A 12,998-nucleotide genomic window follows, 5' to 3' on the forward strand; every position below is an offset into this window, starting at 1 on the left:
GGCGTGCCGTACGGGCACCCGCGAGGGCTAGGGCGGGCGAATGACACCGATCAGCCGTAGGGGATTCGTAGGACTCGGCGCCTCCGTGGCAGCCGGCCTGACGCTGGGAGCGGGAACGCGCCCCGCCGGGGCCACGGATGCGGCCGCCGCCACCGTGACGGGCACCATCACGGACGTGCGCCACGTAGTGATCCTGATGCAGGAGAACCGCAGCTTCGACCACTACTTCGGACGGCTGAAGGGCGTCCGGGGGTTCGACGACCGCGGCACCGTCACCCTGGCCGGCAACCGCTCGGTCTTCGACCAGCCCAACGGTACGGGCCGTCAGTTCCCCTGGAAGCTGAGCGCGACCCCGGCCGCCGGCGGGCAGGACGGTGAGACTCTCGCCCAGTGCAACGGCGACCTGCCGCACTCCTGGTCCTCCCAGCATTCCGCGTGGAACAAGGGCCGCCTGGACAACTGGGTGGCGGGGGTCGGCAGCGTCCGCTCGCTCGGGTACCTCGACCGTTCGGACCTCCCCTTCCACTACGCGCTCGCCGACGCCTACACGGTCTGCGACGCCTACTTCTGCTCCACCCTCAGCGCCACCGGCCCGAACCGCACCTACCTGTGGAGCGGCAAGGTCGACGCCGCCAGCTACGACGGCGGCGACGAGTCGGGCCTGACGTGGCAGAACTACGCCCAGGCACTCCAGGCGGCCGGAGTGAGCTGGAAGGTCTACCAGAACGCCCAGGACAACTACGGGGACAACGGCTGCGCCTACTTCAAGGCCTTCGCGAGCGCCGGGGCGGGTGATCCGCTGTACGAGCGGGGCATGTCCTCCGTCCCGAAGGTGACCGGGTCCACCCCGGACGACATCGCCGCCGCCATCAAGGCGGACGTCCTCGCCGGGACCCTGCCGCAGGTCTCCTGGGTGGTCCCGAACCAGGCGTTCTCCGAACACCCCTACGCCCCGCCCGGCGACGGTGCCCACTTCGTCGACCTCGTCTACCGGGCCCTCGCTGCGGACCCGGACGTCTTCGACTCCACCGTCCTGTTCCTCAACTACGACGAGAACGACGGCTTCTTCGACCACGTGCCGCCGCCCGTCCCGCCTGCGGGGACTCCCGGCGAGTTCCTGAACGGCGTGCCCTACGGCTTCGGATTCCGCGTCCCGATGACCGTCGTCTCTCCCTGGACCCGCGGCGGCTGGGTCTCCTCGGAGGTCTTCGAGCACACCTCGGTGCTGCGTTTTCTGGAGACCTGGACGACCGCCCTCGGCACGCCCGCGGCCTGCCCCAACATCAGCGAGTGGCGACGCAAGGTGAGCGGGGACCTGACCGGTGTCTTCGACTTCGCCCACCCGGTCAAGGGTGCGGTGGCGCTGCCCGCGACCGGCGTGATCGGGCTCTCGACGTGCGGCCCGCTGCCCAATCCCGTTCCGACGAACAACGCCCTGCCCGCGCAGGAACCCGGCACCCGCCCCTCCCGAGCCCTGCCCTACCAGCCCAACGGGTACCTGGACCGGCTGGAGTTCGGGGCCTCCGGGAAAATTCTCGCCTGGTTCACGATGACCAACCAGGGAGCGCCGGCGACCCGGGCGGCCCACCTCTCCATCCATCCGAACGCTTACCGCGACACCACCCCCTGGCAGTACACGATGGATGCCCAAGGCACCGCCTCCGACTTCTTCAACATCGGTTCCGGGTACGGCGGCGGCGCGTACGACCTCACCATGACCGGCCCCAACCGCTTCCTGCGCCGATTCCGGGGTGACGCCACCAAGGCGGGCAAGACGGCGGAGGTCCGCACCCGGTACGCCACGGAGACCGGAACGGGCAAGCTCGCCCTCTGGTTCACGATGGTCAACTCGGGCTCGGCCGCCGTGAAGTTCACCCTCACGTCCACCCACTACCGGAGCGACGGCCCGTGGACCTACACCGTCGCCGCCGGTTCCTCCACGGAGGACTTCTTCAACGTGGTCGCCCTCACGAACGGCTGGTACGACTTCACGGTCACGGTCGACTCCGACGCCTCGTGGTCGCGCAGGTTCACCGGACGACTGGAGACCGGCGCGGCCGGGGTCAGCGGCTGACGCGTGCCGGTTTCACCGGACGAGCCGCGCCGTTGCCCGGTGGCGGCCGGCGCGGTCTGGCACAGTGACGCCCATGGCCTCTTCCTGGTACACGCTCGTCGTGGACGCCCACGACATGTCCTCGCTCGCCCGCTTCTGGTGCGAGGCGCTGGACTGGAAGGTCGTCCACGAGGACGAGGACGAGGTGACGATCGGGGCGAACCCGGAAGCCCTGCCGGGCATCTGCTTCGTCTCCGTACCCGAGCGGAAGACGGTCAAGAACCGTCTGCACATCGACCTCAGCCCCGACGACCAGGCGGCCGAGGTCGAGCGGATCGTCGCGCTCGGTGCCACGCGGGTCGATGTCGGGCAGGGGGACGACGTGAGTTGGGTCGTGCTGGCAGATCCTGAGGGCAATGAGTTCTGCGTACTCCGCCCGAAGCGGACGCTGGTGGACTGAGAGGCTCTCCGCGCCCGGTTCTGTCAGGACCGGGCGCGGGGCCCGACGGGCGCAGGGGTGGTCAGGGTGCGGAGTTGCCGTCCTGGCCGGGGCCGGAGCCGGGTCGCGGTGCGGTGCCGGGCTGAGGGGCGGGGCCAGGGTGCGGGGCGGGGGCTGCTTGCGGGGTGTCGCCCGGCTGCCGGCCCGGGTGGCCGTACAGAGCCTGGCCCGGCTCCGGGGCCTGGTGGCCGTACTGCGGGGGAGCGTACGCGGGTTGCGGGGGGAGGCCCGCCGCGGTGGCCAGGTCCTGGGCGAGGTTCTCCGTACGCATGCGGCGGTCGATGTAGAGCAGTCCCAGAATCAGCGGCGGGAAGGTGCTCACGAAGATCTGGCCGATCAGCTGGCCGGCCAGCGCGATCGCGACGATGCCCGCCATGGAGATCAGGACGGTGGTGAGGGTCGTGTCGCTGTCCATGTTCGGCGTGGTCAGCGCGGAGGAGAACAAGGCGACGGCGGAGAACGGTATCTGGATGACGGACGAGGCCATGCCGGCGACCATCTGGCCCAGCAGCGATATGCCGAGGATCCGCCACCAGCTGCCGCGCACCAGCCGGGACGAGCGGCGCATCGCGGCGATCGGTCCCTGGCGTTCGAGCACCACCGCCGTCGGCGCCAGCGAGAACTTCACCCAGAGCCAGGAGGCGAGCGGTCCGGCCACCAACAGGAGCAGGACGGAGATCCCCAGGAAAGCGGCGGCGTTGTCCGAGTCCCCGTCCGACACGACCAGCGCGACCAAGGACGCCTCGAACCCCACCGCCAGGACGACGGGAACCACCCCGATCAGGCCGGTCAGGAACACGGTGCCCAGCATGGCTCGCAGCCTGGACACGGCGGTCTCGCGGACCGCGCGGAAGGTCACCGGACGGCCCAGAACCGCCCCCTGGAGCACCGCGGGCGCCGCCGCCTGTACCAGGGCGAGGGCCAGGACGAACACGACGACCCCGATCAGCAGCACGATGCCGAGCGCCACCAGGACCGGGGTGATGTCGTCCCAGGGGACGTCCGTCTCCTCGGAGGACGCCTGGAGGCTGTCGATGTGGTCGTGGACGGCGGAGAAGGCGATGAGTAGGGTGGCCGCGAACGCGACCGCCGCCGCTCCGTAGACCGCCGCGGTGAAGCCGAACAGCGCCTTCCAGTAGCGGCCCATCGTGGAGAAGGCGCCGTTGAAGATGTTCGAGAGCTGCAGGGGTGCCAGCGGGATCACCCCGGGCTCCGGCGGCGGTGGCATCCGCCGACCGCCCCAGCCCTGGGGAGCTCCCCAGCCGTGCGGCGCGCCCCCCTGCGCCGCGCCGCCCCACCCCGCGTCCTGCGACATCGTTTCCCCCGTGGAGTTGTTCGGTTGTTCGACGGCCTCATGTTCGATCAAGGCCGGTGCGGGACACCGTAGCGCTCGGGACCGGGGAACGGGACTGCGGGAGGCCGTAAGCCGGGACCGGTGGATCAGGGGCGCGACCGGCCGGTTCCTGAGACCGGTTCGCCCGGGCGGGACCGGGACGGTTAGGTTTTGGTCATGACCGACACGACTTCCCAGGGCTCGTCCCGTACCACCGGCGCCGTCGCCGCCGGCCTCGCCACCATCGCCGGGAACGGCACCGTCCTCGACACCTGGTTCCCCGCCCCCGGGCTCACCGCCGAGCCCGGCCCGGCCGGCACCCGGCGGCTCACCGCCGACGAGGCCGTGAACCTCCTCGGTGAGGGCGCCACCAAGGCCGTCGGCGTGGACGCCCGTCGCGGAGTCGAGATCGTCGCCGTCCGTACGGTCATCTCCTCGCTGGACGACAAGCCGCTGGACGCGCACGACGCCTACCTGCGCCTGCACCTGCTCTCCCACCGGCTCGTCCAGCCGCACGGCCAGAACCTGGACGGCCTCTTCGGCCTGCTCGCCAACGTCGCCTGGACCTCGCTCGGCCCGGTCGCCGTGGACGACCTGGACACGGTCCGGCTGAACGCCCGCGCCGAGGGCCTGCACCTCCAGGTCACCTCGGTCGACAAGTTCCCGAGGATGACGGACTACGTCGCGCCCAAGGGCGTCCGGATCGCCGACGCCGACCGGGTCCGCCTCGGCGCGCACCTGGCGGCCGGCACCACCGTCATGCACGAGGGCTTCGTCAACTTCAACGCCGGCACCCTCGGCACGTCGATGGTCGAGGGCCGCATCTCCGCGGGCGTCGTCATCGGCGACGGCTCGGACATCGGCGGCGGCGCCTCCACCATGGGCACCCTCTCCGGCGGCGGCAAGGAGCGCATCGTGATCGGCGAGCGCTGCCTCATCGGCGCGGAGGCCGGCATCGGCATCGCGCTCGGCGACGAATGCGTCGTCGAAGCCGGGCTGTACGTCACCGCCGGTACCCGCGTCACGATGCCGGACGGCCAGGTCGTCAAGGCCCGCGACCTCTCGGGTGCCTCGAACATCCTCTTCCGCCGCAACTCCGTCACGGGCGCCGTCGAGGCCCGCCCGAACAACGCGGTCTGGGGCGGACTGAACGACATCCTGCACGCGCACAACTGAGCGCGCGCACGGCCAGTCGGTACGGAACAGCCCCGCGGGCTGTTCCGTACCCGGGCCGACGCGACAGGGAGGCGCCGGGCGCGGAGAGTGGAGGGAGGGGAACCTGCCGACGCTCGAAAGGGGAAACCACCGTGCGAGCGCTCACTTACCACGGAAAGCGGGACGTCAGGGTCGAGACGGTCCCCGATCCTCCGATCGAGAAGCCGGACGACGTGATCGTGCGCATCACCTCGACCGGGATCTGCGGCTCCGACCTCCATCTCTACGAAGTCCTCGGCCCCTACATCGATCCGGGCGACATTCTCGGCCACGAGCCGATGGGGATCGTCGAGGAGACCGGCCCCGAGGTCACCGCGGTGGCGAAGGGCGACCGGGTCGTCATCCCGTTCAACATCTGCTGCGGCCGGTGCTTCATGTGCGAACGGGGCCTGCACTCCCAGTGCGAGACCACCCAGGTGCGCTCCCGAGGCATGGGCGCCGCGCTCTTCGGCTACACCAAGCTGTACGGCCAGGTCCCGGGCGGACAGGCGCAGTTCCTCCGGGTCCCGTTCGGCAACAGCCTGCCGATCAAGGTACCGGCGGGCCCGCCGGACGACCGGTTCGTCTACCTCTCCGACGTGCTGCCCACGGCCTGGCAGGCGGTCGAGTACGCGGCGATCCCGCCCGGCGGCACGGTCACCGTCCTCGGCCTCGGCCCCATCGGCGCGATGGCGGCCCGCATCGCCCGCCACCGGGGAGCCGGGCTCGTCGTCGGCGTGGACCTCGTACCCGAACGCCTGACCAGGGCGAGTACGTACGGCGCCACCTGCCTGGACCTGCGCCGGTACGACCAGGGACCGGGCGACGCGATCCGGGAACTCACCCAGGGACGCGGCACCGACTCCGTCATCGATGCCGTCGGCATGGAGGCGCACGGCGCCCCGACGGCCAAGGCGGCCCACTGGGCGGTCGGGCTGCTCCCGGACGCCGTGGCCGAACGCCTGATGGAGACGGCGGGCATCGACCGGCTGTCCGCGGTCTACGCCGCCGTGGACGCGGTGCGCCGGGGCGGCACGATCTCGCTCTCCGGCGTCTACGGAGGCGCCGTCGACCCGCTGCCCCTGCTGAAGATGTTCGACAAGCAGATCCAGCTCCGGATGGGGCAGGCGAACGTGTGGCGCTGGGTCGACGACATCCTGCCGCTGCTCACCGAAACGGACCCGCTGGGCGTCGACACCTTCGCGACGCACCACCTGCCACTGGAACAGGGGCCTCGGGCGTACGCCGCCTTCCAGCAGAAGGCGGACGGCATGATCAAAACCCTGTTGCACCCCTGACGGGAGCGCGCCGCACCCGGTGGCGGGATCCGTCCGCCGTCACGGCCGGTGCCGCTGCCGCCACTCGATCATGAGGATGGTGGCGTCGTCCGCCAGGTTGTCGTTCTGGTGCTCCAGGAGCGAGTGGATGAGCTGGCGGAGGGCTTCCTGGGCGAGCTCGCCGGCCGCGGTGGCGCGGATGATCGAGGTGGTGAAGCCCGCCAGGCCGAACGGGGATCCGCCGTCCAGACGCGCCTCGGTCACCCCGTCCGTGTAGAGGATGACGCGGTCACCCGGCTCCAGCGCCGTTTCGTGCACCGTGCGGGAGCCACCGCCGAGCACTCCGGGCGTGCCCAGCGGGGGTTCGCCCGGATATTCGAGGGCGCTCTCCAGGACCTGGTCGTCGCGGATGAGAAGGGGAGGCGGGTGTCCGCTGTTGACCCAGCTCAGGATGCCGCTGGCCAGGTCGATCTGCAGGACGATTCCGGTGCAGAACTGGTCCGGCAGCCACTCCGCGAGCGCCTCGTCGACGGTCCTCACCATCTCGCCCAGCCCGGAGCCCCGGCGCCGGGCACTCCGGCAGCCGGCCAGCGCGATCGCGGTGGTCAGCCCGGACGCGAGGTTGTGCCCCATCGCGTCCAGGATCACGACGTGCAGCGTCGACTCCGTCAGAGCGTGGTCGAACGCGTCCCCGCCCAGCTCGTAGGCGGGTTCGAGGACCGCGGTGGAGACGGCCCGGTCGTCGCCGACGGTGCGGGGCGGCAGCAGGGCGCGCAGCATCTCCGCAGGCACCGTCATGGTCCCGGTGCGCGCCTGTTGCACGAGCCGGTCGCTGAACGCGCGCTTGGAGGTGATGGCCATGGCGAGGACGGACGCGAGCGACCCGCACCGTTCCAGCAGGGTGCCGTCCAGGGTCTCCAGATGGAAGCCGACCACCCCCAGCCGCTCCTCGCCGTCGACGAGCGGGAGCCAGACGATCAGCGTGCGGGCATCGGTGTTCTGCACACGCAGCGACATCGCCCGGTAGGCCCAGCCGGCCAGGGACCCGTCCACCCGCAGCCGGTCCTCGCCCGAGAGAAGGGTCAGACACCTCTGCTGGAGGTCCACCAGGTAGACGTCCACGTGGCCCAGGCCGAGGCGGGCGGCGTACCGGTTGACGAGCACGGAGAGGTTGGTCGGAGCCGTCGAGTGCACCTCCGCCAGGAAGGCGTGCAGGACGTGTTCGACGGTGTCGCCGGAGGACTCCCTCATCGGCACGCCTCCCACACCGCCGCCGGACACCACCTGGTGGCGGTGCGGTGTGCTGTGCCGCGGGACATGGCGGACTCCAGGGGCCGGGGAAGGACACCGGTACGCGCCGTCACTGGTGTGCCGGACGGAGCGCGCCGTCCGTCCAGACAAACCGGGGCGGCGGGGTGGCGCCACTTCTCGGCGCCGTTCGGTGGGCGGCCGGCCAGGACACCGCCCGGTGGACGCACGACTGCCCCGGGGCTCCGGCCCCGGGGCAGTCTCAGGCGTTCAGCCGCTCCGTGACCGTCAGCGGAAGGAGCTGAGGTACCCGGCCGCCGGGGTACCGACGCCCGTCACGTCGTCGTACCCCTTGACCGCCGAAAGGGAGGCGTCCTTGCCGAGCGTCCGCAGCGAGGTCAGCAGACCGTCCGTCGCGTCCACGCTGTTGGCGAAGTCCACCCGGGCCACCGCGAGGTCACGGCCGGCACCCAGCGGGTGGTCGGTGACGTCGTGGTACGCCTTCGAGGAGTAGCGGGCGTAGATCCCGGGGTTGGCGAAGCCGATCGGCCGGCCGTGCTGCGCCTGCTGCGCGAGAGCCTGGACGCCGGCGATGACCGGGGCCGCCAGGGACGTACCGCCGATGCGGTACTCGTCGTAGCCGAGCGAGCCGTCGGGCAGCGTCTGGGTCTGGCCGACCAGGAAGCCGGTGTTCGGGTCGGCGACCGCCGCGATGTCCGGTTCGGTACGCATCCGGGTCTTGCCGTTCGCCTTGGCGAGCGAGTCCGGCACGACACCGCGCTGGTAGGAGGGCTGCTGAACGGTCGAGCTGGTGCCGCCGCCCGCGCCGGAGGTGTAGGCGCCGGGGAAGTCGGTCCAGCTCTTCCCGTCGTCGGAGAGGTTGGCCTTCACCGTGCCCCAGCCGGTCTCCCACTGGTACGCGTCACCCTTGCCGACGGCCAGCGAGGTGCCGCCGACCGACGTCACCCACGCGGAGTTGGACGGGACGTCGACCTGCTTGGTACCGGTGGACGCGACGTTGTCGCCCGCGTCGCCGGAGGAGAAGTAGAAGCCGATGCCCTCGACCGCGCCCAGCTTGAACACCTGGTCGTAGGCGGCCGCGACGTCCGGCGTCTCGTTGGCCTCGACGTCGCCCCAGGAGTTGGAGACGATGTCGGCGAGCCGGTGGTCGACGACCTTGTTGAGCGAGTCCAGCAGGTCGGCGTCGTAGCAGGAGGCGCCGCCCACGTAGACGATGTCCGCGGCGGGCGCGACGGCGTGCACGGCCTCGACGTCGAGGGTCTCCTCCCCGTACCAGCCGGAGGCCCCGCACTCGTCGGTCGCCGTGTAGTCGGCCGGCAGCACCTGGCGGAGCTGGCCCTTCGCGTACGGGGCGTCACCGTTGCGCTTGGCGTACTCGGCCGCGTCCTTCGCGATGGTCGGCGAGGCGTACGCGTCGGTGATGGCGACGGTGACGCCCTTGCCGGTCCAGCTGCCCGCACCGTACGCGGAGCGCAGCTGCTTGCCGGTGTAGCCCTTGACCGCGTACGGCACCTTGGATCCGTACGCGCCCGGCAGCGAGGAGGCGGTCTTGGAGCCGTAGTACGTGGAGAAGGGGCCCGCGTTGCGGAAGAGGGCGTCCGGCGGCGGCAGGACCTCGTCCTGGCTCGACTTGTGGGGCGCGTTGTCCAGACCGGACACCGCCAGCACCGCCTTGCCGAGCCCGGCGGGCACGGAGGCCGTGGCGGACGGGGCGCGGTAGGTCCGGCTGCCCTTGCGGTAGTTGTGCAGCTGGGTGCTGAACGTCTTCTCGGCCGCGGCGACGTCACCGGTGGCGGAGACGTAGTGCTGGTTCGCGCCGGTGACGGTCAGGCCGTTCGACGTCAGCCACTGACTGACCTCGTCGATCTGCTGCTGGGTCGCTCCGAACCGGGCCTGCGCCTGCTCGGCGCTCAGGTACTTCCCGTACGAGGAGGACTGCGGGTCGGACACGGCGGCGGCGTAGGCGGCCAGCCCGGCCGCGTCCCGTCCGGCGAGGTGGACCCGGACGCTCACCTTGCTGCTGTCCGCCGTGGCACCCTGGTCCGTTTGGGCGGTCGCCCAGGTCGGCTTGGTGCCCTGCAGCGCGTCGCGCCCACCCGGGGCGGAGTCCGCGCTGGCGGACGGTATGCCCAGGGCGAGTGCGCCGGCGAGCAGCGGCAGAGTTGCCGCCATGCTCAGTCCGGCGCGGCTTCTGGCGCGGCTGATTCTCATGTAACCCCCTGCGATATGGGTGTTCGCGTGCGGAGCATGTGCGGGATGCTGTGCACCTGTAATCCCGTCACTCTTGCGAGGAACCCTTCATGTAAGGGGCATGCATGTGCCAAGAAACCGTCAAAAGGCGCTTTCGAGGCGGGAGTTCATGCATGGAAGAGCGGGAATGTGCGGGCGTCTGCGAGGCTTGTGCGGCTTTGCACCGGCTGTCCGGCCGGTCGCGTGCCGCGCGTCGGCGCACCCGGCGAGAAGCTCCTGGTGAGCCCTCCGCAGCTCCTCGGCCGCCTCGCGGCCGGCGGGGAGCAGCGGCTCATGGACCGGGCCGAGGTCCGGCTGCGCCTCGGCGGTGACCGTGCCGGGCAGCCCGGACGCCATCAGCCCGGTCAGCCGGGCGTTGCGGGCGTTGAGCCGGGCGGCCCCGCCGGTGGTGCCGCTGAGGACGAGCCCGTCGCAGCCCCCGCGCACCAGGGCGGCGGCGTGGGCGCCCGCGGCGTCCGGATCGAGCGCGCCGGCGGTCCGGGCCGAACCGTCCGGTGCGCGGTGGCGTCTCACATGATCCGGGAGGGGCGGGGGAGAGCGGCAAGGGGAGCGGATGCGCACACGTACGGGTGAACGGATACGGCGGGGGCGCGGTGCCGTCGCGCTGCTCGGAGCGGGGGCGCTGACCCTGACCGGCTGCGCGGGAGCCTTCGTGCCCGCGGGGGAGGGCGAGCCCCCGCCGACGCCGACCGCCACCCGGGCACCGGCCTCGTCCGGCGGGCCCGTCGCCGCGGAGACCCCGGACCCCTCGGCCGTACCGTACGGCGCCGTCGCATCGCCCGCCCCGGCCCGGACGGCCGTCCCGGCCGCCACCCCGACCGGCGACTGCCCCGCCTCCGGCGTCCGGGTGGACATGGGGCCGGTGGAGACGGCCACGTTCGCCCGTGCCGTCGTGCTGACCCTCGTCAACTGCGGCGCCGAGCCGTACCAGGTCGACGGCTACCCCTCGGTCCGGGTCCTGGACGAGAACGGCGACCGGCTGCCGGTGCCGGTCAACCCGGGCCGATCGATGTTCGGCGCCGACCCGGGCCCGGAGTCGGTGGCGCTCAAACCCGGCGGGACCATGAAGTCCGTCCTCGCCTGGGTCTCGACCAAGGAGGGCGGCGACCTCGTCGAGAGCGACTCCCTGGAGCTCGCGGCGGCCCCGGACGCGGGATCGCGGAATGTTCCGCTGGTGGGGCACGACCTCCGGCTGATGGACGAGCTGAACATGACGGCCTGGCGGACGAAGCTGCCGAGCTGAGCGGGACCGCCTTCCGGTGCCCCGCCGCCCGCCCCCTCGGACCGGCCCGTCAACACGCCGTCAGGGGTTTTTCCGTCCGCGGGGCGGCTGGGCAAACCCTGCCGGCCGGCGGCACTAGGCTTGGACGGCCTGAACCGTGTACGCACCCGTGCACCCGAGCACGCGCCGAGGAGAACCCCCGATGTCCGCAGAGCGTCCCACCCTGCCGCCGGTGCGGCTCCCCGCCGAGGCCGAACTGGCCAGGGACGCCCTGGCCGCGCCGCTGCTCGTGCGGGCCGTGCGCCTCGCCCGCTGGGCCGGGCCCGGTACGCGCGTCGGCGCCGGCGGCGAGCTCGTCGAGGCGCAGCTCCCCGCAGCCGCCGAGCACCTCGGCCTCCCCGCCGACGAGGACGGGGCCGCGCTCGCCAGCGAGGCCTGGCGCCTGGCCGTGGACACCGGGCTGGTCGACGTCACCGATCCGGCCGACGACTCCGACTCCCCGGCCGGTGGGGGCGACGGGGCCGAAGGGACGACGTCGGCCGAGGGCACCGCCACGCAGGGGGAGAGCCTCGCCCTGCTGACCGGTGGTGCGCCGGCCGACGTCCTCTCCGTCTGGCTCGACGGCCTGGAGGCCGCCTTCGCCGACGCAACCGCTCCGGTCTTCGACGACTTCGCCGATCTGGTCGGGGAGGACGGCTCGGTCGACTTCGGCGCCCTCGACTGGGACCCGGAGGCCGAGGCCGAGTTCCTCGAAGGTGTGCTCGGCAACCTCTACCTCCTCACCCTCTCCGAGGGCGGCCCCGGCGACGGTCCCGTACCGCTGCCCGCCCTCGCCGCGTCCATGATCGTCCCGGACGACATGGGCGAGCCCTCCGACGACATCCTGGAACAGGTGTCGGAGGCGATGATGCGGCTGGACGACCAGTTCCGGGTGCTGGAACCGATCGGGATCGTGGAGTACCACCCGGTCGACGAGACGCTGATGTCCGAGGAAGGCGAGGCGTCGGCCGATCCTGTCGGCGACGAGGACGACGTCAGCCGGTACGGCATGGTCAAGCTCACCCCGCTGGGGCTCTACGGCATCCGGTCCCGGATGCTGGAGGCGGGCGTGGACGCGCCCGCCATCGGCGACCTCGCGGAGAAGGACGCCGCCGCCCTCCTGGACGGTGTCGCGTACTACCCCGAGGCGGCCGCCCAGGCTGAGATCGGGCTGTGGATCGCCGGTCGCGGCGCCGGTGACGCCGTCGCGACCGCAGCCGACCTGCTCGCCGCCGCCCGGGGCGACGACGAGGGCGCCCCGCTGCGCCGGCTCCACTGCCAGCAGGCGCTCGCCCTCGCCGGCCCCGCCGCCGAGCCCGCCCTGCGCGCGGTGCTCGGCGATCCGGAGCTGGGCGGGCTCGCCCGCGTCTGGCTCGCGGAACACGGCGCCGCGGACGTCCCGCCGCCGCCGGAGGCCATGGTCTTCTGGCTCGCCGTGGACACGCTCGCGGCACAGCTGGACGCCGACGGCGAAGTGGCGGAACTGCAAGGGCTCGTCGAGGGGCTCGTCAGCCGGGACGGCGACTTCTTCGACCAGATCTGGCGGGTCGACCACCCGGCGACCGCCGAGGTGCTCGACGCCATGGGCCGACTGCACGGGGACAAGAAGACGGCGAAGGAAGCGCGCAAGGCTGCCTTCAAGGCCCGTTCCCGCAAGAGTTCCTGACGGTACGTCGGCTGCCGCTCGCGGTGCGGGTGGCAGCCGGCTCCGGTGCGGCGCGCGGCAGTCGCGTGTCCACGCCTCCACGGGAGCCCGTTGCACGGCAAGGGTGTCGCTCCACGTCGCCCGGAGTTCATGCGGCGTTGGCCTGGAGCCGGGACTGTGGGCGCGCCAACGTCCCGGACACCGCACAGGAGCCCGT

Annotated in this window: 10 protein-coding genes; 6 read left to right on the top strand and 4 right to left on the bottom strand. The window is 72.2% G+C overall.

The features are described from left to right. Window positions 1-40: 40 nt before the first annotated feature. Together ACFZAX_RS24640 and ACFZAX_RS24645 are read left to right on the top strand one after the other, a co-directional pair. Window positions 41-2,074, top strand: a complete 2,034-nt coding sequence (locus ACFZAX_RS24640) for a phosphocholine-specific phospholipase C (protein ID WP_390964211.1) — start codon at window positions 41-43, stop codon at window positions 2,072-2,074. 73 nt (window positions 2,075-2,147) lie between these two features. Beyond that, the gene (locus ACFZAX_RS24645) at window positions 2,148-2,513 is read left to right on the top strand and encodes a VOC family protein (RefSeq protein ID WP_390964212.1); all 366 of its coding nucleotides are present in this window, start codon (window positions 2,148-2,150) and stop codon (window positions 2,511-2,513) included. A gap of 61 nt (window positions 2,514-2,574) precedes the next feature. On the opposite strand, the gene ACFZAX_RS24650 is transcribed toward ACFZAX_RS24645, so the two are convergent. Then, on the bottom strand, window positions 2,575-3,918 hold the full coding sequence (locus tag ACFZAX_RS24650; RefSeq protein ID WP_390964213.1) for a hypothetical protein: 1,344 nt from the start codon (window positions 3,916-3,918) through the stop codon (window positions 2,575-2,577). Between the two features lie 144 nt (window positions 3,919-4,062). Between ACFZAX_RS24650 and dapD the strand changes: the two genes are divergently transcribed. Together dapD and ACFZAX_RS24660 are read left to right on the top strand one after the other, a co-directional pair. Then, complete coding sequence (dapD, locus tag ACFZAX_RS24655; RefSeq protein ID WP_390964215.1) at window positions 4,063-5,061, top strand: 2,3,4,5-tetrahydropyridine-2,6-dicarboxylate N-succinyltransferase; 999 nt, start codon at window positions 4,063-4,065, stop codon at window positions 5,059-5,061. 131 nt (window positions 5,062-5,192) lie between these two features. Next, window positions 5,193-6,377 (top strand): alcohol dehydrogenase catalytic domain-containing protein, encoded by a 1,185-nt coding sequence (locus ACFZAX_RS24660; protein ID WP_390964217.1) that lies wholly within the window; start codon window positions 5,193-5,195, stop codon window positions 6,375-6,377. A 39-nt stretch (window positions 6,378-6,416) separates the two neighbouring features. Here ACFZAX_RS24660 and ACFZAX_RS24665 read toward each other — a convergent pair whose 3' ends face one another. The 3 genes from ACFZAX_RS24665 to ACFZAX_RS24675 all read right to left on the bottom strand — a co-directional run bounded on the left by ACFZAX_RS24665 (window position 6,417) and on the right by ACFZAX_RS24675 (window position 10,388). Then, the gene (locus ACFZAX_RS24665) at window positions 6,417-7,607 is read right to left on the bottom strand and encodes a SpoIIE family protein phosphatase (protein ID WP_390964219.1); all 1,191 of its coding nucleotides are present in this window, start codon (window positions 7,605-7,607) and stop codon (window positions 6,417-6,419) included. A gap of 285 nt (window positions 7,608-7,892) precedes the next feature. After that, window positions 7,893-9,836 (bottom strand): protease pro-enzyme activation domain-containing protein, encoded by a 1,944-nt coding sequence (locus ACFZAX_RS24670; RefSeq protein WP_390964221.1) that lies wholly within the window; start codon window positions 9,834-9,836, stop codon window positions 7,893-7,895. Window positions 9,837-9,956: 120 nt separating this feature from the next. Next, window positions 9,957-10,388 carry a hypothetical protein gene (locus ACFZAX_RS24675; RefSeq protein ID WP_390964222.1) on the bottom strand — a complete coding sequence of 144 codons (432 nt, stop codon included), beginning with the start codon at window positions 10,386-10,388 and terminating at the stop codon, window positions 9,957-9,959. Between the two features lie 40 nt (window positions 10,389-10,428). Here ACFZAX_RS24675 and ACFZAX_RS24680 point away from each other — a divergent pair, with 40 nt between their 5' ends. Continuing rightward, a complete protein-coding gene (locus ACFZAX_RS24680) occupies window positions 10,429-11,118 on the top strand; it encodes a DUF4232 domain-containing protein (protein WP_390964223.1) in 690 nt (229 codons plus the stop codon). Between the two features lie 181 nt (window positions 11,119-11,299). Then, window positions 11,300-12,802, top strand: a complete 1,503-nt coding sequence (locus ACFZAX_RS24685; protein WP_390964224.1) for a hypothetical protein — start codon at window positions 11,300-11,302, stop codon at window positions 12,800-12,802. Window positions 12,803-12,998: the final 196 nt, after the last annotated feature.

This window comes from Streptomyces sp. NPDC008125, assembly GCF_042957125.1.
Classification (GTDB): Bacteria; Actinomycetota; Actinomycetes; order Streptomycetales; family Streptomycetaceae; genus Streptomyces.

Coding starts and splice junctions, on each gene's coding strand:
- ACFZAX_RS24640 (WP_390964211.1), top strand. CDS start 41: ATGACACCGATCAGCCGTAGGGGATTCGTAGGACTCGGCGCCTCCGTG.
- ACFZAX_RS24645 (WP_390964212.1), top strand. CDS start 2,148: ATGGCCTCTTCCTGGTACACGCTCGTCGTGGACGCCCACGACATGTCC.
- dapD (WP_390964215.1), top strand. CDS start 4,063: ATGACCGACACGACTTCCCAGGGCTCGTCCCGTACCACCGGCGCCGTC.
- ACFZAX_RS24665 (WP_390964219.1), bottom strand. CDS start 7,607: ATGAGGGAGTCCTCCGGCGACACCGTCGAACACGTCCTGCACGCCTTC.
- ACFZAX_RS24670 (WP_390964221.1), bottom strand. CDS start 9,836: ATGAGAATCAGCCGCGCCAGAAGCCGCGCCGGACTGAGCATGGCGGCA.
- ACFZAX_RS24680 (WP_390964223.1), top strand. CDS start 10,429: ATGCGCACACGTACGGGTGAACGGATACGGCGGGGGCGCGGTGCCGTC.
- ACFZAX_RS24685 (WP_390964224.1), top strand. CDS start 11,300: ATGTCCGCAGAGCGTCCCACCCTGCCGCCGGTGCGGCTCCCCGCCGAG.